Source organism: Streptomyces sp. NPDC002232 (genome assembly GCF_042890295.1).
Classification (GTDB): Bacteria; Actinomycetota; Actinomycetes; order Streptomycetales; family Streptomycetaceae; genus Streptomyces.
In genome coordinates, this window is the sequence record NZ_JBIARV010000003.1 from 477996 (window position 1) to 504958 (window position 26963).

The following is a 26963-nucleotide window of genomic DNA, read 5'->3' on the forward strand; positions in this document are numbered from 1 at the left end:
TCCTACTCCTCCGCGCCGACCGTCACCGGACCGCCCGGGAGCGCCGCACCGGACGTCCACCACGCCCCGAGCCGCACCGAACGCCAGGGGACCAGCGTGCCGCCCAGCCGCTCCCGCCGCAGTACGGCGCCGTCCTGGGAGACGGTCAGGACCGGGCGCACGAGCCGCCGCTCCGGACGGAGCAGCAGCGGCGCGGGACCGGGGCCGAGGAGCCCGGGCGCCACCCACCGCAGCGGACCGGCCGTCGTCACGGGCACACCCGCCCGGGGCCAGGGGAGGCCCGCGAGCCGTTCGAGCACGGAGTCCGCCACCGACCGTCCCTCGGCGGCCGCCACGAGCGCCGGTTCCACCCCGCGCAGGAGGTTGCCGACGGCGAACACGCCGGGCTCGGCGGTACGGAAGCCCGCGTCCGTCACGGGGCCCCGGGTGCCCGGGGCGAGGGCCAGCCCGGCGGTGCGCACGAGCTCGTGCTCCGGGATCCAGTCGCCCGTGAACACCACGGTGTCGCACTTCAGTACGGTCACCCGCCCGTCGCCGCTCCGGACCGCCACCCCGGTCAGCCGGCCGCGCCCGAGCAGCTCCGTCACGACGCTCCCGCGGAGTACCGGCACACCGGCGAAGACGACGGCGGGAGCGACGAGTTCGGTGACGACGGCCACCACGTCCACGCCGGCCGCGCGCAGGGCCCGCACCGCGCCCCGGGCGACGGGGGCGCCGCCGACGACCACGGCCCGGCGCCCGACGCGCTCCCCGCGCGTCCCGAACCGCGCCACCAGCCGCTGGAGTTCACCGGTGGTCAGCACGCCGTCGGGTCGCGTGCCCGGGACGAGCCGGGCGCTTCGGGGGCGCTCGCGGGCGCCCGTGGCGAGGACCACCGCGCGGGCCCGGACGCGTTCGAGTCCCGTCGGCGCGGTCACGTCCAGGGTGAGGGGCCCGGCCCAGCCGGTGGCACTGACCCCGGTCCGGACGGTCGCCCCCGCCCGCAGCGCCCGGCGCACCGCGCGCCGGGCGAACGCCGGTCCGTCCAGGGCACGCCCCCGGGCGTCCGCGCCGAACCCGGGCCGGGCGCAGTGGCGCGGCACCCCGCCCGGCGCGGCGTCCCGCTCCAGGACCTCGACACGGCCCGCGCCGGCCGCCGCGAGCCGCTCCGCCGCGGCGAGCCCGGCGGGTCCCGCGCCCACGACGAGGACGTCGACCGTCCGGTTCATCCCGCCCCCTCCGCGCGCGGCCGCGCCTCGAACAGCGCCCGCACCTCCGCGCCGCAGTGGTGGCCCTGGCAGCGCCCGCCCCGCGCGCGCGTCCTGCGCCGCAGCCCGTCGAGGCCGCCGGGCGGGATCGTCGAGGCCAGCGCGGCCCGGATCTCGCCGCGGGTGACCCGCTCGCAGTGGCAGACGATCGTCCCGAACTCCGGGTCCCGCGCGATGAGTCCGGCGTCGCGGTACGGACGCGGGAAGGCCTCGCCCAGGTTGGGCATCCGCACGGGGGCGAGCGGCCGGGCCGGCCCCGCGTCGAGGCCGCAGTCGGCGAGGAGCCCGAGGACGTGCTCGGCGACGGCCAGGGACGCGGTGAGCCCGGTGGAACGGATCCCGCCCACCGTCACGTACCGCAGCGCGGGATGGGCGGCGATCCGGTAGTCCTCCTGTCCGGTGGCGGCCCGCAGACCCGCGTACACGGCGGTGACCTCCTCGTCGAGCAGCGCGGGAAGGATCCTGCCGCCCTGCTCCCGCAGCCCGGCGAGCCCCTCGGCCGTCGTGCCCGTCGCGGTCTTGTCGCGCAGGTCCTCGGCGGTGGGGCCGAGCAGGACGTTCCCGTACACCGTCGGCGAGACGAGGACACCCTTGCCGAGCGGCCCGGGGACGGGCAGCAGGATGTGCCGGACCAGGTCGCGGGCGAACTTGTCGAAGACGAGCAGCTGGCCGCGACGCGGGGTGACGGTGAAGTCCTCCCGGCCGACCAGCGCGTCGAAGACGTCGGCGTACAGACCGCAGGCGTTGACGAGGAGGCGCGTCCGCAGCACTCCGCGCCGGGTGACGAGCCGGTGGTACGGATCGCCCGGACGCACCTTCTCCACCCGGGCGTTCACGTGGAGGTCGACCCCGGAGCGGACGGCCTGGGTGGCGTAGGCGAGGGTCGTCGTCCACGGGCAGATCACCGACTCGCCCGGCACGTCGAGCGCGCCGAGCGCGCCGGGACCCAGGTGCGGTTCGCGGACGGCCAGTTCGGCGGACCCGAGGATCCGGGTGGTGTCGTGGCCGTTGCGTACGGCCTTCGCGGCGAGGCGGGGGAGCGTGGACAGCTGCTCCTGGTCCCAGGCGACGAGCAGCGCGCCGAGCGGCGCCACCGGAATGCCCGCCTCCCGCGCGTACGCGCCGAGCAGACGGTGCCCCTCACGGACGAGCCGGGCCTCCAGGGTGCCGGGCACGGCGTCGAACCCCGTGTGCAGGATGGCCGTGTTGGCCTTCGAGGTCCCGTCGCCGACGTCGTTCGCGGCCTCCACGAGCGCGATCCGCAGGGGGTGACGGGCCAGCGCGCGGGCGATCGCGGAACCGACGACCCCCGCGCCGACGACCACGACGTCGTACGCCCCGTCCTCCCCGGCGGGAAGCGGCCCTCCACGCGTGACGTTGCCGTGCGGCCGGTGCGTGACGTCACCGGTCCGCCCGGCGGGGTGCGGCGCGCCTCCGTCCGAGACGGCCCCGGCCACCCCGGAGGAACTCCGCGTCGCCCCCGCCGCCTCCGCCGGTCGCGAGCCCGAGGCGCGTCCCTTCCGCGTCGCGCTCACGCCGCTCCGCCGACGGCGGCCGTCGGGTCCTCCGTCCGCTCCACCAGCGCCGACACCGCCGCGCGGAAGCGACCCAGCCGCTCCGCCGCCTCGTCGGCCGGGATCCGGGGCTCGTACACGGCGGAGGGCTTCCACTCGGGTACGGCCTCGCGGAGCGAGAGTCCCGGCAGGTGGCCGAGCCGGGCGGCGGCGCCGACCCCGAGCGCCGTGGCGTCGGGCAACGAGGCCACCTCGACGGGCCGTTGCAGGAGATCGGCCTGGGTCTGCATGAGCAGCGCCGAGCGGGTCAGGCCGCCGTCGGCGCGCAGCGAGGTCAGCGGCGCACCCCGGTCCGAGGCGGCGGCCCCGGCGAGCTCCACGACCTGCGCGGCGATGCCCTCGCACAGCGCGCGCACCAGATGGCCCGGACCGGTGTCGAGACCGAGGCCGGTGAGCGAACCCCGCACGTCCCCCCGCCACCAGGGCGCGGCGAGCCCCGCGAAGGCGGGGACGAAGGTGACGCCGCCGCTGTCCGGGACACCGCCGCCCACGGAGTCGAGCGCGTCGGCGCCGGCGATTACGCCGAGGTCGGTGAGCCAGCGCACGGCCGAGGCGACGGTGTACACCTGGCCGTCGAGGCAGTGGGTGACGCGGCCGCCGAGCCGCCAGGCCACACAGCTCACCAGGCCGGAGGCGGTGCGCCGGGGCTCGGACCCGGTCCGGGCGAGGAGGAAGGCGCCCGTGCCGTAGGTGCACTTGGCGGCGGCGGGGTCGTCGGCGCTCTGGGCGAGCAGCGCGGCCTGCTGGTCCACCAGGAGGCCGGTGAGCGGCAGCGCCGGGCCGAACGCGGTGGTGGTGCCGACGGGGGCGTCGCAGTCCACGACCCGGGGGAGCGCCTCGCCGCCGAGTCCGTACAGGTCGAGGGCGGTGTCCGACCAGGCCACCGTGTCCAGGTCGAGGAGACCGGTCCGGCCCGCGGTCGCCGCGTCCGTGACGAACGCGCCGGTGAGACGGTGGACGAGCCAGGCGTCGCTGGTGGTGACCACGCCCGCGCCGGTGGCGTGACGGCGGATCCAGGCCATCTTCGGCGCGGCGAAGTACGGGTCGACCGGGAGGCCCGTGATCTGCCGCAGCTCCTCGGCGTGGGCGTCGAGCCCCGCGCAGACGGAGGCCGCCCTGCGGTCCTGCCAGACGAGGGCGTCGGTGAGCGGTTCCCCGGTGGCGGGGTCCCAGGCGAGCACGGTCTCGCCCTGGTTGGCCAGGCCCACGGCGACGACGCGGGTGTCCGCCTCGGCGAGCGCCGCGCGCCCGGCGGCGACGACCGAGTCGTACAGCTCACGCGGGTCGACCTCGACCAGGCCGCCGGGGAGGTACCGGGGCCGGACCGGAGCCGTCCCGGTGCCGAGGACACCGCGCTCGGGGCAGAGGACGAGGGCCTTCGTGCCCGACGTGCCCTGATCGACGGCGAGTACCGCTCCGCCCGTCATCCCGCCGCTCCCGTCGCCCGACCGCTCTGTGATCATCCGGTCACCGAAAAGGGCCAGGGTGCCGCCGCCGGAGGCCCTCGTCAAGCCTCGACGGGCGACGACGTCAGGTCGCACGGCATACCTGACAGTAAGTCAAATTTGGTCGTTGGCTTAATAGTTCTCGTCACGAAAGAAAGTGGACCGGTCGCATCCATCGCCCTCTATAGTGATCGCCGATCAACGGCCGGGACGCCCGCCGGGGGACTGACCACCCCCTCCATCCACCGAGGACCCATGTCATCCACACCACGCCCCACCCCCTGATGGCCGGACACGGCTTCCGGCCCGTCTACCATCCGGCCGGCCACGACCACGCCCTGCGCAACGCCGTCCAGGACTTACGGACCGGGCGCTGGGTGTCGATGGCCCGGCTGCTCGACGAGACCTCCGACTGGGAGGCCTGGACCCGGCGCACCCAGGTCCTCGCCGCCGTCGCGGCCGGCACCGACGTCGTCCCCACCTGGCGGGCCGAGCAGCCCGAGAGCCCCGCCGTCGCCGTGATGCACAGCCGGGTGGCCGTGGAGCGCGCCGTACGCGCCCACCGCGCCGGCCACGCCCGGACCCGGGAGCTCTGGCAGGAGGCCTGGACCGCGTGCCGCGAGGCCGCCGACCGCTCGCCCGCCGATCCCGTGCCCTGGATCGGCCTGATCGCCCTCGCCGCCCTGGACGGACGCCGGCGCATGGCCGAGCACCGGGTCACCCCGCCGGCGCCCATGCTTCAGCCCGGCCCCTGGGGGCTGCTCGCCGAGGTGGAGAAGCGGGACCCGCACAACCGCGAGGCCCACCACCGGATGCTCCAGTTCGTGTACGCCCGCCGGTCCGGCCCCCTCTCCGAGGCCGTGAACTACGCCCACTGGGCGGCCGGCCAGGCACCCGTCGGCTCCGCCCTGCACGCCCTTCCGCTCTACGTCCGCGTGGAGCGCTACCGGCGCGAGCGCGGCCACGAGAAGGCCCTCGACCTGCACTGGGTCGCCGAGGACGCCGTACGGGACGCGCAGCGCGCCCTCGACACCTGGTTCCTCTTCTGCGCCACCGACGAGGCCTCGCTCCTCGACCTCAACCACCTGGCGCACGCCCTCTTCGGGGCCCTCCGCTTCGCGGACGCGGCCCGGGTCTTCGAGGCCCTCGGCCCGTACTACACGACCCTTCCGTGGGCCTACCGCACCGCCCATCCGGACGACCGAGGCCTCGCCGAAGAGGTCTTCCTGCGCGCCCGCGCCCGCTGTCTCAGCGGCTGACGCACGGCGCGCCGCCGTCGCTTCCGCACCACCGTCACCCCCGCTCGCCCCGTCCCCCGGAGGTCCCCATGTCCCGCACCGAGTCCCCGATCGACGCGATACGCAAGCCACCCCCGCCCCAGGACGAGGAGGCGCGGCTGAGAGAGCTCGGCTACCAGCCCGTCCTGGCCCGCCGCATGGACGGCTTCGGCAACTTCGCGATCAGCTTCTCGGTCATCTCCGTCCTCTCCGGCTGCATGACCCTCTACGGATTCGGCCTGGGCACCGGCGGCCCCTCCGTCATGCTGTGGGGCTGGATCGGCGTCGGCCTCTTCGTCCTGTGCGTCGGCCTCGCCCTCGCCGAGGTCACCAGCGCGTACCCGACCTCCGGCGCGCTCTACTACATGGCCGACCGGCTCGGCGGGCGCCGCTGGGGCTGGTACACCGGCTGGCTGAACCTGCTCGGTCTGCTCGGCGCCATCGCCGGCATCGACTACGGCGCCGCCCTGTTCACCGGAGCCTTCCTCAACCTCCAGTGGGGCTTCACGCCCACCCCGGAGTCCACCTTCCTGATCTTCCTCGCGATCCTGCTGCTGCACGCCGGTCTCAACCTCTTCGGCGTCCGCCTGGTCAGCGTCCTCAACTCGATCAGCGTCTGGTGGCACCTGGTCGGCGTCGCGCTCATCGTCGGCGCGCTGGCGTTCGTGCCCGACCGGCACCAGTCCGTCGACTTCGTCTTCACCGAGTTCGTCAACGACACCGGCTGGGCGAACCCCTTCTACGTCGCCGCGATCGGCCTGCTCCTCGCCCAGTACACCTTCTCCGGCTACGACGCCTCGGCCCACCTCTCCGAGGAGACGTCCAACGCCTCCGTCACCGCCGCCAAGGGCATCGTCCGGGCCATCTGGGTCTCCTGGCTCGCCGGCTTCGCCCTCCTCGCCGGACTGACCTTCGCCATCCAGGACTACGCGGCCACGCAGAACAGCGCCACCGGCGTCCCGCCCGCCCAGATCTTCCTGGACGCGCTCGGCTCCCGCGGCGCCGCCGTCCTGCTCCTCGTGGTGATCGTCGCCCAGCTCTTCTGCGGCAACGCCGAGGTGGCCGCCGCGAGCCGCATGGTCTTCGCCTTCAGCCGCGACAACGCCCTGCCCGGCTCGGCGCTCTGGCGCAAGGTCAGCGGGCGCACCCAGACCCCCGTCCCCGCCGTCTGGCTCGCGGTCGCCGTGGCCGCGCTGCTCGCCGTCCCCTCGCTCTACTCGGCCACCGCCTACGGCGCGGTCACCGCGATCAACGTCATCGGCATCACGCCCGCGTACGCCATCCCGATCTACCTGCGGCTGCGCGCCGGGAACCGCTTCGTCCCCGGTCCGTGGAGCCTCGGCCGCTGGAGCAGGCCGATCGGCTGGATCGCCGTGGTCTGGGTGGCGTTCGTGACCGTCCTCTTCTGCCTCCCGCAGAAGTCGCCGGTGAACGTCGACACCATGAACTACGCCGCGATCGCGCTGGCCGTCGTGCTCGTCCTGGCCAGCGTCTGGTGGTACGTCGCCCGCCGCTCGTACGGCACGCCGACCGCGTACGGCACCGCCCGCGAGGAGGCGGAGATCGCCGAGGGCATCGTCTGACCCCTCGCGGCCCGGGCTCCCGTCCCCTGTCCTGGACGGGAGCCCGGGCCGCCGTCAGGCGCTGAACTCGTAGGTCCAGGCCGCCGACTGGGCCGAGAAGTCGATGTCGGTGATCTCCAGGGCGTGCCCGTGCTGATCGCTGACGACCCGGTGGACGACCAGCCGGGCCGCCCCGCCCGCCGCCGTGGCCGGTCCCGGCGGCACGCCGACCGACTCGCGGTGAGTGATCCGCAGCCCCGCCTGGTGCATCCAGTGGTAGAGGAGCCGCAGATCGGGCTGCTGCCGTCCGTCCCGGCCCCGCCGGTAGCGGGAGAGTTGGGGGATCTCGGCGAGGGCCGCCCGGGAGAACCACGAGACCGCCCGCTGGAGGGCTCCGCCGTGCGGCCCGAGCACCGTGTGCCGGTGGACGAGCGTCGGTTCGCCGGGGGTCAGCAGGAGCCGCGGCGCCAGGGGAGTGGGTGCGGGCTCCCAGGTGAGCGAGGCCCGGACCAGCGCCCCCGCCGCCCGCGGCCCGCCGGGGAACGTGGGACGGCGGGCGGCGAGGGGCGGGGCGGCCGGCTCGGGCCCGGCGCCGGCCCCGGGGTCCGCGTCGGCGGCGAAGGTGCCGCGCCGATCGGTGACCACGAGTCTTTCCTCCCGGAGGAGTTGGAGTGCGCTGCGGACGGTCTGCCGGTTGACGTGGTAGCGCTGGGTCAGCGATCGTTCCGACGGGAGCCGTCTGCCGGGGCAGATGCGCCGTTGGACGAGGTCCTCGCGCAGTGCGGCGGCGACCCGGAGATAGAGCGGCGTGTCCGCCGCTGCCTCGGATTCGGGCTCGGCCATGATCAACCCTTTCTTCGCTCAGCGTGACCGCATGGGTCGTACGGGTGATCAATTCCTATCATTGGTCTAAACCATTTCGCTAGGCCGGTCGGGCAGAGTGGCCGAAACGAGCGAGGCGCCCTGTAATGAGTTCCAGGTGACCGCGCCGAGACCAGGTCGGCGGGGAAAGGCGGGTGAGGCCGGATGACGACACCGTCGGAGCGCGCCGCGCTGGGCAAAGCGGCCCGCAAACACGTCCCCCGCGCCTCCCACGGCCGCTGGATACCCAGGTCACAGCGCCCCGACCCGCTGACGGTCCTGGAGCGCGAGTCCGTCGACCGCCTCCCCGACCTCGTCCCCCTCCGGTACGCCAGGATGGCCGTCTCCCCCTTCGCCTTCCTGCGCGGCGCCGCCGGCGTCATGGCCGCCGACCTCGGCGCCGAGCGCCACACCGGACTCACCGTCCAGCTCTGCGGCGACGCCCACCTGCTCAACTTCGGCGTCTACGCCTCCCCGGAGCGGACGCTCCTCTTCGACGTCAACGATTTCGACGAGACCCTGCCCGGCCCCTTCGAGTGGGACGTGAAGAGACTCGCGGCCAGCGTCACCGTCGCCGCCCTCCAGAACGGCAGCACCAAGCCCAAGGCCCACCGGGCCGCACTCGTCGCCGTCGAGTCGTACCGCACGACCATGCGCCGCCTCGCCGGTCTCGGCGAGCTGGAGGTCTGGTACGAGCGGATCTCCGCCGACGACATCCTCCACGTCGTCCGCGGCGAGGACCGCGCGCGCCTCACCAAGCGGCTCGCCAACGCCCGGCGGCGCACGAGCCTCCAGGCCCTCTCCAAGCTCACCGAGAAGGACGGCTCCGGGCACCGGCACATCGTCGACGACCCGCCGCTCCTCGAACGCGCCACGGACGTCGACCGGATCACCCTCGGCAAGATCTTCAGCGACTACCGCAGCTCCCTCGCCGAGGAACGCCGCGTCCTGCTCGACCGGTACCACTTCCTCGACGCGGCCCGGAAGGTCGTCGGCGTCGGCAGCGTCGGCACGCGCTGCTTCGTCCTCCTCCTGGAAGGCCGGGACGACGGCGACCCGCTCATCCTCCAGATCAAGGAGGCGGGCCGCTCCGCCCTGGAGCCGTACCTGTCGCCGACCGCCTACCCCCACCAGGGCCGCCGCGTCGTCGCGGGCCAGCGGCTCACCCAGGCCGCGAGCGACATCTTCCTCGGCTGGATGACGGGCCCCGAGCAGCGCCACTTCTACTGGCGGCAGCTGCGGGACATGAAGGGCTCCGCCGAGGTGGAGAGCATGTCCCCGGCCACCCTGAGGGACTACGCACGGCTCTGCGGAAGAGCCCTGGCGCGCGCCCACGCGCGCTCCGGCGACCGCGTCGCGATCGCCTCCTATCTGGGCGGTGCGGACGTCTTCGACCGCGCCGTGGCCGACTTCGCCGTCTCCTACGCGGGGCAGAACGGCGACGACTACGCGGTGCTGGGCGCGGCGATAGCGGCCGGCATGGTGACGGCGTCCCCGGGCGCCTGAGGCGCGCCCGGGGGACGCCGTCACCCGTACGGGCTAGGCGTCCCGGCGCAGCGGCGGCTCCTGCGGGGTCTGTGCCACCGGGCCGAAGAGCACCGCCCGGGCCACCGCCGGGGCGAACACGGCCGTCAGCGGGGCGGACAGGGTGAGCGCAGCGCGAAACGCTCCCCCCACGAGCGGGTCGCCCGGGGCCCGCTCCGCGACCCGCCCCAGGTACCAGCCGGTCACCTTGTCCAGCGGACCGGGCCGCGCCGCGTCACCCCTGGCACCGGGCATCTTCTTGTCGGCGCCGGCCGAGATGTCCCAGGCCTGCTTCGAGGCGTCGAACAGCGCCCGCTGCACCGCGCGCGTGGTCGGCGTGCGCTTCGGGTCGGACAGGGCCCGGCGCAGCGCCACCGCGCTGAGCGCGGCGACGGCCATGCCCTGACCGTAGATCGGGTTGAAGGCGCACAGCGCGTCCCCGGTGGCGAGGAAGCCGGCCGGACGGCGCCCCGGACGGTCGTACCTGCGCCGGACGTTGGCGGTCTGCCGGAAGCCGTACACCGGGGAGTCCGGCTCGGCGCGCGACAGCCACTCGCCGAGCACCGGGTGCGGGAGCCGCTTCGCGTACTCCTCGAACGCGCCCTCCTCGGTGGGCGGTTCGTCACCGCGCAGCCCGGAGAAGGTGACCAGGTGCCGCCCGTCGCCCAGGGGCAGCACCACACCGCCGTACGGCTGGGTGGGGTTGGGCACGATGTAGTAGCCGAGGGCGTCGCTGTGCGGGTCCTCCACGGGGGCGCGGTAGACGCGGGTGGAGTAGGCGAGGCCCGTGTCGAGGGTCTCCTCGTGCGGGGGCTCCGCGCCGATGGCGGCCAGCCAGTCCGGGGCCTTCGTCGACCGCCCGGAGGCGTCCACGACGAGATCGGCCTCCAGCGTCCGGACCTCCTTCCCGGCCCCGCGCTCCCGCACCCGGACGCCCCGCACCCGAGCGGAGTCGCCGGTCAGGCCCACGGTCTCGGTGCCCTCGAGGACGTCGACGCGGGGGTCGGCGAGGACCCGCCGCCGCACCAGCCACTCCAGCTGCGGGCGCCCGCCGGAGTAGTAGTGCGAGGTCGCGGCGCTGCGGCGGAACCACCTGCCGTTCTGCCACTGGACCATGTCCTCGGGGACGCCCACCTTCGGCGCGCCGAGCTCCCCGAGCTCCTTCAGGAATCCCGGGAGCAGCTCGCCGAACGCCTGCTGCCCGCCGGCGACGAGGACGTGGAGGTGGCGGCCCTGCGGGACGCCCGGCCGGGCCTCGGGCCCCTCCGGGCAGCGGTCGCGCTCGACGACCGTGACCCTCTCGGCGTGCTCGGCGAGCACCCGGGCGGCCAGCAGGCCCGCGAGGCTTCCCCCGATGACCACCGCGTGACGTGTCGTACGGCTCCCCAAGTCGTCGGCCATACCCGCCCTTTCGTGTCGTGGACCTACAACTCACCAGTATCCACGTCGGAAGGGACGCCGTCGCCGGTCCCGAGCTCGGCGAGGGCGCCCGTCAGCCACTCCACCCAGAACCGCTCCAGGTCGATCCCGCCCCGCAGGACGAGGTGGCGCAGCCGGTCGGGCTCGCCGCGGCGGCGCTCGGCCGGGAAGTCCCGGGCCTCGATCAGGAGGTACTCGTCCAGCTGGGCCCGGTGCAGCGCCAGATGGCGCGCCAGCTCGGCCCGCAGTCCCTCCGAGCCGACCATCGCCGCCGCCCGCATCCGCAGCAGCAGGGAGGACCGCAGCGGCTTGGGATCCTCGGACCTGCCCACCCAGTCGCCCAGCTCCGCCCGGCCCGCGGGCAGCACCTCGTACTCCTTCTTCTGTCCCCGCGCGGGCACCGGAGCGGGCAGGGCGCGGATGTGCCCCGCCTGCTCCAGCCTCCCGAGCTCGCGGTAGATCTGCTGGTGCGTGGCCGACCAGAAGTAGCCGATCGACTTGTCGAAGCGGCGCGTCAGTTCGAGGCCGGAGGACGGCTTTTCGAGCAGCGCGGTGAGGATCGCGTGCGGGAGGGACATGCTCGCATCCTAGGTTCGGCCGGCCGCACCGCTCACGGGGCGAGGATCACAGGGCGGCGGCGAGCCGCGTGCCCTGGTCGATGGCCCGCTTGGCGTCCAGCTCGGCGGCGACGTCCGCGCCGCCGATCAGGTGCGCCGGGCGGCCCGCGGCGACCAGCTCCTCGTACAGGTCGCGGCGCGGCTCCTGGCCCGCGCAGAGGACGACCGTGTCGACGGGCAGGAGCTGCGGCTCGCCGTCGATCGTGAGGTGCAGGCCCGCGTCGTCGATCCGCTCGTACGAGACCCCCGCGACCATCGTGACGCCCCGGTGCTTGAGCTCGGTGCGGTGGATCCACCCGGTGGTCTTGCCCAGGCCGGCGCCGACCTTGGTGCTCTTGCGCTGGAGCAGGTGGACCTGGCGCGGCGGCGCCTTCCGCTCGGGCGCGCGCAGCCCGCCCCGGTTCTCGTAGGAGGTGTCGACGCCCCACTGGCGGAAGTACGTCTCGGGGTCCTGGCTCGCGCCCTCGCCGCCGTCCGTGAGGAACTCGGCGACGTCGAAGCCGATGCCGCCCGCGCCGACGATCGCGACCCGGTCGCCGACCGGAGCGCCGTCCCGGAGCACGTCGAGGTAGCTGAGGACGCTCGGGTGGTCCTCGCCGGCGATGCCCGGGGTGCGGGGGGTGACACCGGTGGCGACGACGACCTCGTCGTAGTCCTCCAGATCGGCGGCGGAGACGTACGTGTTCAGGCGGACGTCGATGCCGTGCTCGGCGAGCTGGACGCGGAAGTAGCGCAGCGTCTCGTCGAACTCCTCCTTGCCCGGCACCCGCTTGGCGATGTTCAGCTGGCCGCCGATCTCGGCGGCGCCGTCGAAGAGGGTGACGGAGTGACCGCGCTCGGCCGCGGACACCGCGCAGGAGAGTCCGGCCGGGCCCGCGCCGACGACCGCGACCCGCTTGGCGCGCCGGGTGGGGGAGAGGACCAGCTCGGTCTCGTGGCAGGCGCGCGGATTGACCAGGCAGGAGGTGATCTTCAGGCTGAAGGTGTGGTCGAGGCAGGCCTGGTTGCAGCCGATGCAGGTGTTGATGGTGTCCGCGCGGCCGGCCGTCGCCTTGGCGACGAAGTCGGGGTCGGCGAGGAAGGGACGGGCCAGCGAGACCAGGTCGGCGCGGCCGTCGGCGAGGATCTCCTCGGCGACCTCGGGGGTGTTGATGCGGTTGGAGGTGACGAGCGGGACGGAGACCGCGCCCATCAGCTTCTTCGTCACCCACGTGTAGGCGCCGCGCGGCACGGAGGTCGCGATGGTGGGGATGCGGGCCTCGTGCCAGCCGATGCCGGTGTTGATGATGGTCGCGCCCGCGGCCTCGATCTCCTGGGCGAGCCGGACGACCTCCTCCAGGGTGGAGCCGCCGGGGACGAGGTCCAGCATGGAGAGGCGGTAGACCAGGATGAAGTCCTCGCCGACGCGCTCGCGGATCCGGCGGACGATCTCCAGCGGGAAGCGGACCCGGTTCTCGTACGAGCCGCCCCACCGGTCGGCGCGGTGGTTGGTGGCGGCGGCGATGAACTCGTTGATGAGGTAGCCCTCGGAGCCCATCACCTCGACGCCGTCGTATCCGGCCTCCCGGGCGAGCTCGGCGCAGCGCGCGTAGTCCTCGACGGTCTGCTCGACCTCGGCGTCGGACAGCTCGTTCGGTACGAAGGGGCTGATGGGGGCCTTGAGGGGGCTGGGACCGACCAGGCCGGGGTGGTAGGCGTACCGGCCGAAGTGCAGGATCTGCATCGCGATCCGCCCGCCCTCGGCGTGCACGGCGTCCGTGATCAGACGGTGCTCGGCGACCTCCTCGGCGGTGGTGAGCTTGGCGCCGCCGTCCCAGGGCCGGCCGGCCTCGTTGGGCGCGATGCCGCCGGTGACGATGAGGCCGGCGCCGCCCCGGGCGCGCTCCGCGTAGAAGGCGGCCATGCGGGCGAAGCCGTGCTCGGTCTCCTCCAGGCCGACGTGCATCGACCCCATGATCACGCGGTTGGGCAGGGTGGTGAACCCGAGGTCGAGCGGGCTCAGCAGGTGCGGGTACGGGCTCATGGGGGCGTCTCCTCGCGCGGGGGTCGTCGCCCTCAGTTCTAGGGGACCCCGGACGTCTTCTGCAACTAGTTGCAGAAGAATCGGAGCGTGATGTCTACTACTCGGTAGCAAAGCTGGGTGCGTCCGGGGGAGGCTTGCGGGCCAGGTCTGCGGGCCCCGCGAAGCCTCCGGGCTCAGGAGGAGTGCCGCCCGCCGCGCGCCTCCGCGGCCACCCACGCGTCCAGGGCCTCCGGGGTGCGCGGCTCCGGCGCGTCCGCGCCCAGCAGACCGTGGACGCGCAGGAGGCGGGCCACCGAGGTCCCCCACGGGCGGCGCAGACGGGCCGCCGCCAGCAGGGCGTCGTCCGCGAGGAGCTCGGCGACCGGACCCGTGCGCAGCCCGGCGGGGGAGAGCACCGCCGCCCCGTCGGCCCAGCGCAGCGCCAGGTCCACGTCGTGCGTCGCCATCACCACCGTCGTCCCCGTCGCCCGCAGCCCCTCCAGGGTGTCGAGCAGCCGCTCCTGCCCGTCCGGGTCCAGCCCGGCCGTCGGCTCGTCCATGATCAGGACCCGGGGCCGCATCGCCACGGCGCCCGCGATCGCGGCCCGCTTCCGCTGCCCGTACGACAGCAGATGCGTCGGCCGGTCCTCCAGCGCCACGATGTCCAGCGCCTCCAGGGCCTCCCGCACCCGGAGCCGCACCTCCTCCTCCGGCAGGCCCAGGTTCATCGGCCCGAACGACACGTCCTGACCCACCGAGGCGGCGAACAACTGGTCGTCCGGGTCCTGGACGACCAGCTGCACCGTGGTCCGCAGCCGGGTCAGCCCCTTCCGGTCGTACGCCACCTCCGCCCCGTCCAGGAGCAGCGCCCCGCTCCCGCAGCGCAGCCCCCCGCTGAGCAGCCGCAGCAGTGTCGTCTTGCCGCTGCCGTTGCGGCCGAGGAGCGCGATCGCGTGCCCCTCCGCCACCGCGAAGTCCACGCCCGCGAGGACGGGAGGGCCGTCCTCGTAGGCGAATCCCGCCTTCACCAGCTCCACGACGGGGGTCGGAGACGTCACGGAAGAAACCTTTCCAGTACGAGGGTGAGGGCGACGAGACCCGCGAGGAGCAGGCCCGTCGCCGTGAGGAACCGCCGGGAGACCGCACAGGCGGGCACCAGCACCCGCAGCGTCCCGTCGTAACCGCGTCCGGCCAGCCCCGACTGCATGCGCTGCGCCCGGTCGAAGGCCCGGACGAAGGTCGTCGCGCCGAGACCGGCGAGCGAACGCCAGGTCGCGGCCCGGGTGGTGTGGCCGAGCCGGGCCGCCTGCGCCTGCCGGATCTTCGTCAGCGCGTCGAGCAGCAGGAAGATGATCCGGTACATCACGAGCGCCACGTCCACCACCGGCGCCGGGACGCCCGCCCGGACCAGCCGGGGCAGCACGTCCGACACCGGAGTCGTGAAGGCGAAGAGCAGCACCCCGAGCGAGGCCGACGCGGTCCGCAGGAGCAACTCGGCGGCGTGCGCGGGACCGTCGGGGGCGAGGGCCACCGGCCCCCGCGCCCCGCCCACCGCGAAGAGCAGCGGGACCGCGCCCGTGACGCAGAAGCCGAGCGGGATGCGGAACGCCCGCCACAGCTGCCGACCCGGCACTCCGGCCGGGCCCAGCAGCACCGCGAGCGTGGCCGCCGCCACGAGCACCGCGCCGGGCCACGGCGGCAGGGTCACCGCGCACAGGGTCAGGCCGAAGCCGAGGAGAGCCTTCTCCGCGGGATGGCGGCGGCGCCAGCGGCTGCTGTGCGCCGCCGCGTCGATCGGCAGCATCGGCGGCTACGCGCCCGTGCCGTCGAAGGGGCGCGAGCCGTCGTCGGCCGCCGGGACCCCGGCGTCGGCGGAACCGCCGCCCGCCGCCCCGGGACCTCCGAGGCCGTCGGCCCCGCCCTCCTTCGCCGCGCTCTCGGTACGCACCGCTCCGGCGGTCTCCGCGCGCACGGCCTCGGCGCTCTCCGTACGTACCCTCCCGGTGGTCTCCGTCCGCACGCCCTCGACGCCCTCGGTCCCCGCGCCCTCCGTCCGCACCGCTCCGGCGGTCTCGGCCGCCGCGCGGGCCGCGCCCTGGCGGCGGCCGCGCCGGAGCCCGAAGTAGTAGGCCAGGACGCCGGCGCCCAGCGCCGCCTGGAGGGCGAAGAGCGCCGACTCGATCTCCCCGGACGGCGGCTCGTACAGCGGGCTGAACCACGGCTCGTAGTCCGGACGGAGCTCCGTGATCGCGGTCTCCGCCTCCGCGTCCGCCCCCGCGAACGGCTCCTTCTTGTGGTCGCCCATGCCCAGGGCGACCGGCAGGACCGCCAGCGCGGCGACGAGGAGCAGCAGCAGCGTGTTGATCTTCGCGTTCCGGCTCATCGCGCGGCCACCTCCTCCTGGCGCTCCGCCTTCGACCGGCCCAGGACGCCGAGCCGGAGCAGCTCGCCCTTGCTGGACTGGGTGAGCAGCCGCATCACGAGCACCGTCAGCAGGCCCTCGCTCACCGCGAGCGGGATCTGGGTCACGGCGAAGATGCCGCCGAACTTGGCCAGCGCGCCGGGCACACCGCTGGCGGGGTCGGGGAACGCCAGGGCCAGCTGCACGCTGGTGACGCAGTACGTGGACAGGTCGGCGACGAACGCGCCGAAGAAGACGGCCACCATCAGCGGCGCACCGGAGCGCCGCAGCAGCAGATACGTCCCGTACCCGGCCCAGGGCCCGACGATCGCCATCGAGAAGGCGTTCGCCCCGAGGGTGGTCAGCCCGCCGTGCGCCAGCAGCAGCGCCTGGAACAGCAGGGTGATCGTCCCGAGGACCGCCATGATCGGGGGCCGGAAGAGGATGGCGCCCAGACCCGTACCCGTCGGATGGGAGCAACTTCCCGTGACGGACGGGAGCTTGAGCGCCGACAGGACGAACGTGAAGGCGCCGGAGGCGCCCAGTAGCAGCGTGGACTCGGGGTTGGACCGTACTTCGCGGGTCAGCGCGCGCACCCCGTGGGCGACGAACGGCGCGGCCGCGACGCTCCAGGCGGCGGCGTGCACAGGGGGCAGATACCCCTCGGCTATATGCATGGTCGGGAGACCTCTCCAGCACCTCGTGGATGGACAACGCACCCCGGCCGGTCTCCTGGCTGACGGTCATACGGCCCGACTCCGCCTTCCCACACCGCCGCGGTCTCCCGCGCCGGTCCAGTGGCCTCCCCGAGGTGTTCCCCCCGGGGATGGAGCCGGACCTCCCGATCACAGTGGCGAGGGCCGCACCGGTACTGCACCGGTTTCCCGTACACCAAGGCCCTGCGACATTAGTGGGTTGACCTGCTGGATCACAACACGGCCGCCACCCGGCGCGGCCCGCCGATCACTCCCCGCACACGGCGTGGGAGCTCACTCCTTGCGGTAGGAGTACGCCTCCGAGGCCGCCGCGGCCACCGCGTCGAGGTCCCCGCCGGCGCTCGCCGTGACGAGCGCGGCGACCGCTCCCTCGACGAACGGCGCGTCCACCAGGCGGGCGCCCTCCGGCAGTTCGTCGCCCTCGGCGAGCAGTGCCTTCACGGTGAGGACCGCGCTGCCCAGGTCGACCAGGAGCGCCACCCCGGCCCCCCGGTCCACGGCCTCCGCGGCGGCGCGGATCAGCTCGGAACTCGTCCCGAGACCGCCGTCCGGGAGCCCGCCCGCCGGCAGCAGAGGCGCCGTTTCGCCGCCGCCCGCCAGACCGCGCGCCAGCTCGGCCACCGCCGTCGCGACCGCCGCGCTGTGCGAGACGAGCACGATGCCGACCGGGGCGGCGGACCCGGGCGCGGCGCTCATCGGGCGCCCTCGGCGCGTGCGGTGTCGGCGAGCGCCGCGAACAGCAGGGCCGAGGAGGTCGCCCCCGGATCCTGGTGCCCGACCGACCGCTCCCCGAGATAACTGGCCCGGCCCTTGCGGGCCCGGAGGGGTACGGTCGCCAGGGCCCCGTCCTCCGCGGCGGTCCGGGCCGCCTCGTACGAGCTGCGGAGCCCCTCGACGGCCGGGACGAGCGCGTCCAGCATCGTCTTGTCCCCGGCCTGGGCGCCGCCCAGCTGGGCCACGGCGGCCGCGCCGGCGCCGAGGGCCTCCGCCAGCCGCACCCGGGTGACCCGCGCGTCCTCGCCCAGGGTCTTCCCGGCGCGCCGCAGCAGCGTCCCGTACAGCGGCCCCGAGGCGCCGCCCACCGTGGAGATCAGCTGCCGCCCGGCGGCGGTCAGCACCGCGCCCGGGGTCTCCGGCGGCTCCTTGGCCAGGATCTCCGTCACGGCGGCGAAGCCCCGCTTGAGGTTGGCCCCGTGGTCGGCGTCGCCGATGGCCGAGTCCAGCTCGGTGAGCCGGTCCGCCTCCCGGTCGACGTCCTCGGCCACCGCGGCCAGCCAGCGCACCAGGAATCCGGCGTCGATCGTCTCCGTCATGTCGCTCCCCATGCCCGATCCCGTCTCACCGGCCCCAGCGCAGCGCAGGTGTCTGCACCGGAGCGTCCCACAGCCGCAGCAGTTCCTCGTCGATCTCGCACAGGGTCACCGAGCATCCGGCCATGTCGAGCGAGGTCACGTAGTTCCCGACCAGGGTCCGGGCGACCGGCACCCGCCGCTCGGCGAGCACCCGCTGCACCTCGGCGTTGAAGCCGTACAGCTCCAGGAGGGGAGTGGCGCCCATGCCGTTCACCAGGGCGATGACCGGCCCGGACGGGCGCAGGTCCTCGACGACGGCGTCCACGGCGAAGTCCGCGATCTCGCGGGAGGTCATCATGGCCCGCCGCTCCCGGCCCGGTTCGCCGTGGATGCCGATGCCCAACTCCAGCTCGCCCTCGGGCAGGTCGAAGGTCGGACTGCCCTTGGCGGGCGTGGTGCAGGCGCTCAGGGCCACCCCGAAGGACCGGGACCGCTCGTCGACCCGGCGGGCGATCGCCTCCACGCGCTCCAGCGGGGCGCCCTCCTCGGCGGCGGCCCCCGCGATCTTCTCCACGAACAGCGTGGCCCCGGTCCCGCGCCGGCCCGCCGTGTACAGACTGTCCGTCACGGCCACGTCGTCGTCGACGAGGACCTTGGCGACCCGGATGCCCTCGTCCTCGGCGAGCTCCGCGGCCATCTCGAAGTTCAGCACGTCGCCGGTGTAGTTCTTGACGACGAAGAGCACCCCGGCGCCGCTGTCGACCGCGGCCGCGGCCCGCACCATCTGATCGGGCACGGGGGAGGTGAAGACCTCTCCGGGGCACGCGGCCGCCAGCATGCCGTACCCCACGAACCCTCCGTGCAGGGGCTCGTGCCCGGACCCGCCGCCGGAGACCAGCGCCACCTTCCCGGCCACGGGCGCGTCCCGCCGCACCACGACCCGCCGCTCGACGTCCACGGTCAGCTCGGGATGCGCCGCGGCCATCCCCCGCAGCGCGTCGGCGACGACGGTCTCGGGAACGTTGATCAGCATCCTCATGGGAACCTCCTGGTGAGACGGGCAGGCAAGCTGCTGGGCAGGGTCTTTGCAGGTCAGGGCAGGTGAGGCGGTTATGGATCTTGGCGGTTCGAGGCGACGCGGGGCGGTTCTGAGCGGTATTGATACCGGCTCGATCCGACTTCCCCGATGGGCCATCAGGTCAGGGATCACGTCCTGCCTTCAAGGGTGCGCATCATGGCGTAATTATCGACCCGAGATCGTGAGCGTGCACGGGGGCGTAGGGCACTCCAGGTCGTGGCTCAGTGCGACCTCCTGTAGCTGCCGCCGCCTGCGCAAGCGCAAGATCTTCCCGCTACCCTCACCCCGGCCGAGACCAGGCGGCGGCACCAACACGCCCTCGCGACATCACCATCGAGCGTCCGAGATCACGGGAAACCCCAACTCGGTCCTGGCCCCGCGACCCGCACAGTTCAGGAGCGCGCGCCAGTCGCGGCGTGATTCAGCCACTCCAGCGCCCGCTGACCTGATCTCACTTTCTGTACGTGCTCCCGTTCCGTAAGTTACTTGAGGAGCTGTCAATGGGGGAGATGCATGGCTTGGGATGAATGGGAGCGGATCAAGGCGAACGGGGCAGTCCAACCGTCTGCGCCGATGCGGCTGAACCAGCTCGCGCCGAGTGCGGGAGGTGGCGGTGCCGACAAGCCGGACCTGGCCTCCAGCCCAGCGGCCAAGAAGGCGGCGGCGAAGACGATCGACGACACCCTGGAGCCGGGGGTCACGAGGGACGGCAGGCACGCGGCCGAGAGCATGAAGGCCGCGGTCGGGGCGTTCGGGGCGAAGGACGGCCATGGCTGGGACACCTCCGGTGCGCTGAGGAGAGCCCACGAGACGTGGGAGAAGCAGGTCAAGATGCTGCTCGGGCGCCTTTCCTCGGAGAAGCAGGCCCTCAGCGCGACCGGCATCAGCATGCAGGACAACGAACTCGACATCGCCGCGCGACTGGCCCGCCAGTCGCGGATCCAGGGCATCTGACGGGCCGGCAGACCGGTCTCAGGGGAGTCATGCCGACCTATCACGAAGCCATGAGCACCGACCTGTCCACGCTGACCGCAGCCGCGGGCAAGTGGGAGGAGATGGCCGCCAAGTTCAAGACGCTCGAGGACCGGTACGAGAAGGACGTCCACGGCGTCTCGCTCGGCGAGTCCTGGATCGGGCTGAGTGCGAACGCCGCAAACGCCAGGTTCACCGTCACGCTCAAGGAACTCCAAGGAGCGCGGAAGGAGGCGACGGCGGTCGCACGCATCCTGCGCGACGCGCACACCCAGCTCGCCGACCTGCGCAACCGGCTCAAGGCGATCCGTGACGAGGCGGTCAAGGCGGGCATGCGCGTCTCCGACCAGGGCACGGTCGCCTTCGACACGGAGAGGCTCACCCAGACCGAGCGCACGGCCTATACCCACGACCCCGACCTGTCGCAGGCCGGCCGCACCCAGGCGAGCGAGTGGGCGGAACGACTCGCCCTAGCGGTGAAGGCGGTCACCGACGCCGACGACGGCATCCGTCTCGCCCTCGACGCCGCGGTCCTCGACTCCGACCCCATGGACGGCACCTTCAACGGCTTCAACCGGAACCCCCAGGTCAGCCCCTACCCATCCCTGGAGGAGGCCGGCAAAGCCGCCCACATGCCCAAGGACCGCAAGGACGTCCCCGCCTGGTGGCGCAGCCTCGACCCGGTCACCCGAGGCATCCTCCTGAAGGATAAGGGCGACGAACTCCGAGCTGCCGGCGTCATGGATTCGCTGTACCAGTGGCGCTCCCCCGACCCCGGATCCGGCGAGTTCAACGTGGAAGATCCCACACCCCAGGACCTGTGGTTCCACGCCCGGGCCCTGGCCATTGCGACGGTCGGTGACGCCGCCGGAGAGAACGCGGCCTCCCGCAACATGCTGCACTACCTACATGCCTCTGGTGAGCCACTGAACCTCGACGTGGACCGAATCCTGCACAACGACCCCCACTTCAAGGCTGAGATCGAAGCGAACCACATCGCCGACAATCAGGAGGCGTGGCGCAAGCAGGCGCTCGACGCCTTCGCGAAGGCCGGGGGCAACAAGACGGTCGTCATCCCGGTCGAGAGTGACCACGAGGGTACCGACTTCACGAACGACGAGTGGTATCACGCGGTCGGCGCACACGAACAGAACATCTCCGGCATGGTCACCGTCAGCCCAGGCGCGGACGGCAAGCCCACCATCTTCCTCGACTATCAGGTCAACGTCTGGGACCGCTACAACTGGGACAAGGGCAAGTCCACGCCCTTCGCCGGCGGTCTCGTCAACATCTCGGACGACGAGATGGGCCGGTTGCACAAGGTGGGCTTCGCTCAGGAATTCGACATGCGAGGCAGCAGCTCACCTTTCAACCACGATCTGAACAGCGACACACCGCCTACGGTGAACCCTTCAGACCCCGGTCGCGACGGCGGCCGCGGGGACGTCTCGCGAGGCGATGAAGAGAACAGGTGAAGATGCCGGACAAGACCACTCGACGCCTACTGATGGTGTTGGCCGCCTCGTTGCTCTTGAGCTCCTGCTCCACATCCGATCGAGACCGAGCCACACGCGACCCCTACCCGTACTGGGAGCAGGAGGCCGGAGTACCCGAGGCCGCCGACTTCATGAAGGTCGAGATGCCGGCGGGTGCGACGGAAGCGAGCGGCGCGGTACAGGCGAACCCGCAGGAGGACATCTACCTCCTCTCCTTCGTCACCGACGCGCAGACGGCCGTTCGGATCGCGGAAGACCTTGGCACAGAGAAGCCGCTCCGCACCAAGGCAGTGAGTCTCCCGCCGGATCGGGAACTCTTCGGGCACTTGGGGCTGCCAGAGCCGCAGACGCTGAAGGGTGCCCGTTGGGCAGGGGTGTGCCCGCCATGCGTGAAGGACCACCGCCGTGACAGCGTCCAGTGGATCGACGTCTACGTGTACGACATGGCGGGCGGCAGAGCGAGGGTGTACCTCCACGCCTTCTGATCGCCTTCCCCGGTGCCGGTTACCTCCTCGCCTCTGCCGGCGTGGGGGTCGGGTCGTGAGCGGCTGGGTGGTGTGGGGCCGGGGTGCTGGCGGTCTTCCCTCACAGCCCCGCGTCCCTTTACACCGTGTCGGTCGTTTGGATCCTGTAGACGATCTTCCCGTCGAACTCGGCGAACCCGAGCGACTTGTAGAACGCGCGGGCGACGGGATTGTCGCGGTCCGTCATCCACTCGACACGGCCGCACCCCGGGCGTGCGGCGGCCAAGGCCCGGAGTTCGTCCATGAGCTGGGCACCGATGCCCTGGCGGCGCAGGGTGTCGCGAACGTACAGCTCCTTGAGGAACAGGGAGTGAGTGGAGCCGGCAGCCGGCCACAGGAAGGAGTACGCGGCGAGCCCCACGATGTCCCCGGCCTCGTCCTCGACCAAGAGTGCGGAGGCCAGCGGCGGGGCGCCGAACAGGGCCTCCTCCACCTGCGCGCGCCGCTCCTCAAAGGTCTGGATCTCGGTCGATCCGTAGAACCGCTCGATCTCCTCGATCAGTTCGGCCACCGCGTGGATGTCCCGCTGCTCGGCAGGTCGGATCGTCACCGTCATGTACAACTCCTCTTTCCTCGGTCGTCGTTCACTTCGCTCACCTGCTCCAACGCTCGACGCCTCAGCGGCGCTACGGCCCGCCGTCTCATGGAGACTGCGCGGTCGGCGCGTACGCGTCCCACCCGCTTGCGCGCAGCGAGTCCTGGACATGGCGGATCAGGTACTCTAAGTCCGCGCAGTAGACGGAGGGGTTCCGATAGCGGTGGGCAGCGCTGAAGCGGTGCGGGAGGTAACCGCCTCCGCAGACCTCGACCAGAGGGCAGCTCTGGCACTTCTCGGCGAGCGCAGCCCTGCCGTCTGCCCGGTGCAGGAGCTTCGGGTGCCGCGACGCCTCGTCGAAGGAGTGCTGGAAGACGTCGAGCTCGAGCCGGGAGGCGCCCTCTTCGACGGAGCGTAGCGTGTCCACGGCTTCCATCGTTCCGTCGGACTCGATCACGACACTCGTTGGCGGGGCCAGGCCGAGTGTCTCCACCGCACCGCGCACGCCAGAGCTGAGCGCCACGATGTCCTCCAGCATCCGGATGCTGTGCCGGTGCTCGGGCCGGGAGAGCCAGGCGTCGTACACCCGGCTCATCCAGAGCCCGTACTCGGGCACGTCGAGGTTGTCGCGGTGCGGCGGGTCGTCGTGGGTGGCGTGCGGTAGACCGAAGTCGATGACCGGCGGCTCGAAGGACGCCAGGTAGTCGTGGACTTCGACAGGGTCGTTGGCCAGGTCCACGACTGCGAGGAGACCAGCGAAGAGGTGCGGCCGCTCCCGCAGCAGCTCGATGCCGCGCACGGCGGCCGCCGAGCTGGACCGACCGGTGTGGGTCAGTCGGTGCCGGTCATTAGCGGTCGGGGGCCCGTCGAGGCTCACGCCGACGACCACCCCGTACTTCTCGAACAGGTCGAGCCACGCCTTCGTGAGGATCGTTCCATTGGTCTGAAGCTCGAAGCGGACCTTCACTTCCGCCGGGACGCCTTCGCGTGCGGCGTCGATGAGCTCGGTCACGTGGCGGCGGCCAGCCAGCATCGGCTCCCCACCGTGCAGGACGACATGGACGGCCGGCAGGCCGTGCGCCGTGGCGTGCTCGCCGATGCGCCGGCCTGCCTCCCTCGCCACGTCCACGCCGAACCGGACGGGCAGGTGCTGCCACGACTGGTCCTTGGAGTTGAAGACGTAGCAGTAGTCGCAGTCGATGTTGCAGCGGTTCGCGACCTTGAGGATGAAGGTCCGAAAAGGGGCGGTCTCTTCGAGCGAGGTCATCGAGAGTCGATGCTCAGAACCACCAGGGCCAGATGAGAGACGCCGCGTGAGGCCCCTCGGCGAAGCCGTCCGCCTCGGACTTTTCCTCGTCGAGTCGCTGCTGTACGCGGGTGGCGATCCGTTCCAGGACAGCGTTGCCGTGGATGGAGTCAGGGCAGGTGGGCGGCGCGAGCACAGGCGTACGTGACGACATTCAACGCTCCTCGGGGTGGTGGTGCCGATAGCGGACCGGCACCGTGCGACGGCGGTTGAAGCGACAGACCGACTCGGCACCGTAGCAGTGCTGTTGTCGTCGGCGGCATACGGATTCCGGCCAGGTGACGACCGGGCTATCCGGCTCGTGGGGCGAGCAGTTCTTCGAGCTCCTGCGCCGCCGCGTCGGCTCCAAGCCGCCGGTAGAGGACGGTCGCGTTCCGCAGATAGCCTTCGGCCCGCGTCACCCCGGCCGTGATCAAGTCGCAGCGGCCGATCCCTTCCAGGGCCCGCGCCTCCTCCAGCGGAGAGCGGATGTCTCGAGCCAGGGCGAGGGCCTCTTCGAAGTATGCCCGCGCAATTTCCGTCTCCCCTGAGGCGCGTACCAAGGGCCCCCAGTGGTTTAGTACCTCGGCCTCGCCGCACCGGTCCCCTAGCTCCCGGTGGAGGTCCAGACTGCGCTGGAACGCCTCAATGGCTTCATCCCACTCGCCGAGCATCCATCGGGCGGCGCCCAGCTCGCTCAGGGAAGCGGCCTCCCCACCGCGGCTGCCGAGATCGCGGAACGCGCTCAGAGCCTCCTCCAGTACCCGGACCGCTTCCGTGGCGCTCCCTGACACGCGCTCCAGCGCCCCCAGGTTGCGAATGCTGTTCGCGCGTCCGAACCGCTCCCCGAGTTCGGTGAAGCGCTCCAGCGCCTGGTCGTGCGCCTCCCGGGCGCCGACGACGTCGCCCGTCAGCCTCCTCACGACGCCCAGCTCGTTGAGTGCGTAGGCCTGGTGGGTCCGGTCGTCGAGCTCCACATAGATGTCGTACGCCTCTCGGTGTCGGCGCTCCGCCTGCTCGTACTCGCCCGTGAGTCGGTGCACGACGCCGAGGTCCCTGAGGGAGTTCGCCTCCCCGTACCGGTCGTCGAGCTCCCTGTAGATCGACAGCGCCTCGCTTTGGGCCTCCACGGCGGCGTCGAACCGTCCGGTCTGCCGGCGCACCATGCCGAGATCCGCGAGCGCGTTGGCTTGCCCGAGCCGGTCGCCCACCTCGCGGTAGAGAGCGAGAGCCTCGGTCTGGGCACGCGCGGAAGCCTCGTTGTCGGCGGTCATGAGCCAGACGATGCCGGCCTGGTTCAGCGCGTCGGCCTTGCCGCGCCGGTCGCCCGCGGCCTCGTACTCCTCCACCGCCTCGTTGAGCGCCTCGACCGCCTCGGGGTAGGCGGCCATGAAGCGCCGTACGACTCCAAGCTCCGCGAGCGCCCCGGCGAGGGCCTTGCGGTCGCCGGTGTGCCGGGCGGCGTCGGCGGCTGTCCGATGGAGCCCGACGGCCTGATCCCAGGGGCCGGCCTGCCGCAGGAACGGAGCCATGGCGGCGGCCATGCGGATGACGAGCTCGTGCAGGGCGAGACCGCTCGCGCGCCGGATGCAGGCGAGGACGTTGGCCCGCTCGTTCTCCAGCCAGCCGAGGGCCGCCGCACGGGACTCCATGCACGGGGTCTCCATCGACGCAGCTTCGTCGGGCCGTGTCGGTGCGACCGCGCCTCTTCGGACTAGGTGGCGGTTCGCGGCGGCAAGAGCCGCCAGGTAGTAGAGGCACACTCGCTGAACGGCCTGGGTCTGCTCAACACTGCTGCCCTCCTCGTCGGCGAGACCACGGGCGAATTCACGTAACAGATCATGAAGCCGGTACCGGCTTCCCGGATGTTCGTCGATCATGTGGGCGTCGTACAGCGCGTCGAGCTGGTGTCGTGCCTCCGCCATGGTCACCCCACCGAGCGCGGCACCGACATAGGCGTCGAGGTCAGTCCCAGGGTAGAAGCCCAGCCCGCGGAAGAAGCGTCTGTGCTCCTCCTCCATGTCCTGGTACGACAGCTCGAACGTCGCCGCCACCGCCCGCTCCCCGGCCCGCAGCTCGCCCAGCCGATCCCGCGCGGCCAACAGGCGCTCGCGGAGATCCTCCGTGCCCCACGACGGGTGGTGCCGCAGCCGCGCGGCGAGTAGGGACACCCCCAGCGGCAGATACCCGCACAGTCCGACGAGCTCCGCGACCACGTTCCGGTCGAGCGATGCCGCCGGCCGCCTACTGAGCCGTACGAACAGATCGACAGCGTGATCCGCCGGCAGCGCCTCCACGGGCAGCACCACTTCCTCCTGCGCCGCCAGCCGCTTCCGACTAGTCACGAGCACCAGGCAGTCGCCCGCGCCGGGAAGCAGCGGCTCCAGCTGCCGGTAGCTGGCCGCGTTGTCGAGGATGAGCAGCGCTTTCTTCCCGGCGAGCCCGCTCCGCCACATGGCGGCCCTGGCCTCGGTGACCGCCCCCACGTCGTCCCCGGCCGGGATACGCCCTGCAGGCACTCCGGTCGCCGCCAGCAATGACGCCAACGCCTCGCGGGCCTGCACAGGGCTCCGCCCGGTCGTGTGCCCGTTGAGGTTCACGAACAACTGCCCGTCCGGGAAGCGCTCCGCCAGCATGTGCCCGGCGTGCACGGCGAACGCCGTCTTTCCGACTCCCGGCATCCCGTCGATCACGTGCACCGGCAGCGCCTCACCGCTCTCCTGCGCAGCCCGCACCGACCCCACGAGCGCCGCCAGCTCAGCGCCCCGGTCCGTGAACGCCACTGTGTCACGCGGCAGTGCCCGCAACACGAGCGCGGCCCCCGGCGGCTCGGCCTCGTTCCGGGGCGCCGACTCGGGCTGTCGCACGGGCGTCCCTGAATCCGACAGGGCGGCCAACACCGTCATCACCACGAGTAGCCCGCCGAGCAGCACGAACGAGAACCATGCATGCCTCTGCAGCCACCCCAACCACCCCGGCCACTCCGACTCGGACACCGCGTTCGTGACCAGCCCCACGAGCATGGTCGTCACGACCCCGCCGGCGGCCACGACGGCGATCGAGATCCCGTGTCGAAATCTCATGCGTGATCCGCCCACTCGTTCGGAGAGCGAGTCTCGTCCGCTGGTACGCCACT

24 protein-coding genes and 1 riboswitch are annotated in these 26963 nt (G+C 72.8%); of the genes, 6 read left to right on the top strand and 18 right to left on the bottom strand.

The annotated features are described in order from the left end of the window. Positions 1-2: 2 nt before the first annotated feature. From ACFYXU_RS14700 to ACFYXU_RS14710, 3 genes are all read right to left on the bottom strand, one after another. Positions 3-1208, bottom strand: coding sequence for an FAD-dependent oxidoreductase (locus ACFYXU_RS14700; protein ID WP_389457885.1), 1206 nt, complete (start codon positions 1206-1208; stop codon positions 3-5). Then, on the bottom strand, positions 1205-2572 hold the full coding sequence (locus ACFYXU_RS14705; RefSeq protein WP_389458485.1) for an FAD-dependent oxidoreductase: 1368 nt from the start codon (positions 2570-2572) through the stop codon (positions 1205-1207). The genes ACFYXU_RS14700 and ACFYXU_RS14705 overlap by 4 nt, the downstream gene beginning before the upstream one ends. Before the next feature lie 206 nt (positions 2573-2778). Further along, positions 2779-4248 carry an FGGY family carbohydrate kinase gene (locus tag ACFYXU_RS14710; RefSeq protein WP_389458487.1) on the bottom strand — a complete coding sequence of 490 codons (1470 nt, stop codon included), beginning with the start codon at positions 4246-4248 and terminating at the stop codon, positions 2779-2781. Between the two features lie 302 nt (positions 4249-4550). Between ACFYXU_RS14710 and ACFYXU_RS14715 the strand changes: the two genes are divergently transcribed. Together ACFYXU_RS14715 and ACFYXU_RS14720 are read left to right on the top strand one after the other, a co-directional pair. Beyond that, complete coding sequence (locus ACFYXU_RS14715; RefSeq protein WP_361405706.1) at positions 4551-5525, top strand: hypothetical protein; 975 nt, start codon at positions 4551-4553, stop codon at positions 5523-5525. A 68-nt stretch (positions 5526-5593) separates the two neighbouring features. Beyond that, on the top strand, positions 5594-7126 hold the full coding sequence (locus ACFYXU_RS14720; protein ID WP_361405709.1) for an amino acid permease: 1533 nt from the start codon (positions 5594-5596) through the stop codon (positions 7124-7126). Positions 7127-7180: 54 nt separating this feature from the next. Here ACFYXU_RS14720 and ACFYXU_RS14725 read toward each other — a convergent pair whose 3' ends face one another. Then, complete coding sequence (locus tag ACFYXU_RS14725; RefSeq protein ID WP_376516570.1) at positions 7181-7948, bottom strand: GntR family transcriptional regulator; 768 nt, start codon at positions 7946-7948, stop codon at positions 7181-7183. A gap of 183 nt (positions 7949-8131) precedes the next feature. Between ACFYXU_RS14725 and ACFYXU_RS14730 the strand changes: the two genes are divergently transcribed. Beyond that, complete coding sequence (locus ACFYXU_RS14730) at positions 8132-9472, top strand: DUF2252 domain-containing protein (RefSeq protein ID WP_376516567.1); 1341 nt, start codon at positions 8132-8134, stop codon at positions 9470-9472. Positions 9473-9505: 33 nt separating this feature from the next. On the opposite strand, the gene ACFYXU_RS14735 is transcribed toward ACFYXU_RS14730, so the two are convergent. The 10 genes from ACFYXU_RS14735 to dhaK form a co-directional block, all read right to left on the bottom strand. Beyond that, positions 9506-10891, bottom strand: coding sequence for an NAD(P)/FAD-dependent oxidoreductase (locus tag ACFYXU_RS14735; RefSeq protein WP_389457888.1), 1386 nt, complete (start codon positions 10889-10891; stop codon positions 9506-9508). A 23-nt stretch (positions 10892-10914) separates the two neighbouring features. Then, positions 10915-11487, bottom strand: a complete 573-nt coding sequence (locus ACFYXU_RS14740) for a PadR family transcriptional regulator (RefSeq protein WP_329852790.1) — start codon at positions 11485-11487, stop codon at positions 10915-10917. A gap of 46 nt (positions 11488-11533) precedes the next feature. Then, the gene (locus tag ACFYXU_RS14745) at positions 11534-13549 is read right to left on the bottom strand and encodes an FAD-dependent oxidoreductase (RefSeq protein ID WP_389457890.1); all 2016 of its coding nucleotides are present in this window, start codon (positions 13547-13549) and stop codon (positions 11534-11536) included. A gap of 173 nt (positions 13550-13722) precedes the next feature. Then, a complete protein-coding gene (locus tag ACFYXU_RS14750; protein WP_389457892.1) occupies positions 13723-14586 on the bottom strand; it encodes an ATP-binding cassette domain-containing protein in 864 nt (287 codons plus the stop codon). Further along, positions 14583-15332 (bottom strand): cobalt ECF transporter T component CbiQ, encoded by a 750-nt coding sequence (gene cbiQ, locus ACFYXU_RS14755; protein WP_376516558.1) that lies wholly within the window; start codon positions 15330-15332, stop codon positions 14583-14585. The genes ACFYXU_RS14750 and cbiQ overlap by 4 nt, the downstream gene beginning before the upstream one ends. Positions 15333-15338: 6 nt before the next feature. After that, positions 15339-15911, bottom strand: a complete 573-nt coding sequence (locus ACFYXU_RS14760; protein WP_389406556.1) for an energy-coupling factor ABC transporter substrate-binding protein — start codon at positions 15909-15911, stop codon at positions 15339-15341. Next, complete coding sequence (locus ACFYXU_RS14765) at positions 15908-16606, bottom strand: energy-coupling factor ABC transporter permease (protein WP_329852795.1); 699 nt, start codon at positions 16604-16606, stop codon at positions 15908-15910. Before ACFYXU_RS14765 ends, ACFYXU_RS14760 begins: the two co-directional genes overlap by 4 nt. 27 nt (positions 16607-16633) lie before the next feature. Then, positions 16634-16868: riboswitch (cobalamin riboswitch) on the bottom strand. 50 nt (positions 16869-16918) lie between these two features. Next, positions 16919-17341 carry a PTS-dependent dihydroxyacetone kinase phosphotransferase subunit DhaM gene (locus ACFYXU_RS14770; protein WP_389457894.1) on the bottom strand — a complete coding sequence of 141 codons (423 nt, stop codon included), beginning with the start codon at positions 17339-17341 and terminating at the stop codon, positions 16919-16921. Continuing rightward, positions 17338-17958: a dihydroxyacetone kinase subunit DhaL gene (gene dhaL, locus ACFYXU_RS14775; protein ID WP_389457896.1), complete on the bottom strand. Its 621-nt coding sequence runs from the start codon at positions 17956-17958 to the stop codon at positions 17338-17340. The genes ACFYXU_RS14770 and dhaL overlap by 4 nt, the downstream gene beginning before the upstream one ends. 25 nt (positions 17959-17983) lie before the next feature. Further along, a complete protein-coding gene (dhaK, locus tag ACFYXU_RS14780) occupies positions 17984-18976 on the bottom strand; it encodes a dihydroxyacetone kinase subunit DhaK (protein ID WP_376516549.1) in 993 nt (330 codons plus the stop codon). Positions 18977-19588: 612 nt separating this feature from the next. Between dhaK and ACFYXU_RS14785 the strand changes: the two genes are divergently transcribed. Genes ACFYXU_RS14785 through ACFYXU_RS14795 form a run of 3 tightly spaced genes read left to right on the top strand, consistent with a single transcriptional unit; the run spans position 19589 to position 21968 of the window. Further along, positions 19589-19969 (top strand): hypothetical protein, encoded by a 381-nt coding sequence (locus ACFYXU_RS14785; RefSeq protein WP_384567088.1) that lies wholly within the window; start codon positions 19589-19591, stop codon positions 19967-19969. Between the two features lie 50 nt (positions 19970-20019). After that, positions 20020-21462 carry a hypothetical protein gene (locus ACFYXU_RS14790; RefSeq protein WP_389457899.1) on the top strand — a complete coding sequence of 481 codons (1443 nt, stop codon included), beginning with the start codon at positions 20020-20022 and terminating at the stop codon, positions 21460-21462. A 2-nt stretch (positions 21463-21464) separates the two neighbouring features. Then, positions 21465-21968, top strand: coding sequence for a hypothetical protein (locus ACFYXU_RS14795; RefSeq protein WP_389458489.1), 504 nt, complete (start codon positions 21465-21467; stop codon positions 21966-21968). 118 nt (positions 21969-22086) lie between these two features. Here the strand turns inward: ACFYXU_RS14795 and haaN are convergent, their stop codons facing one another. From haaN to haaT, 4 genes are all read right to left on the bottom strand, one after another. Then, positions 22087-22563 carry a cyclophane-containing RiPP N-acetyltransferase HaaN gene (haaN, locus tag ACFYXU_RS14800; protein WP_389457901.1) on the bottom strand — a complete coding sequence of 159 codons (477 nt, stop codon included), beginning with the start codon at positions 22561-22563 and terminating at the stop codon, positions 22087-22089. 85 nt (positions 22564-22648) lie between these two features. Further along, positions 22649-23809, bottom strand: coding sequence for an FxsB family cyclophane-forming radical SAM/SPASM peptide maturase (locus ACFYXU_RS14805; RefSeq protein ID WP_389457903.1), 1161 nt, complete (start codon positions 23807-23809; stop codon positions 22649-22651). A gap of 13 nt (positions 23810-23822) precedes the next feature. Further along, entirely contained in the window at positions 23823-24002 is a 180-nt protein-coding gene (haaA, locus tag ACFYXU_RS14810) for a HaaA family cyclophane-containing RiPP peptide (protein WP_389457905.1), read from the bottom strand. Positions 24003-24138: 136 nt separating this feature from the next. After that, positions 24139-26910 carry a cyclophane-containing RiPP biosynthesis TPR protein HaaT gene (gene haaT, locus ACFYXU_RS14815; RefSeq protein ID WP_389457907.1) on the bottom strand — a complete coding sequence of 924 codons (2772 nt, stop codon included), beginning with the start codon at positions 26908-26910 and terminating at the stop codon, positions 24139-24141. Between the last annotated feature and the right edge of the window lie 53 nt (positions 26911-26963).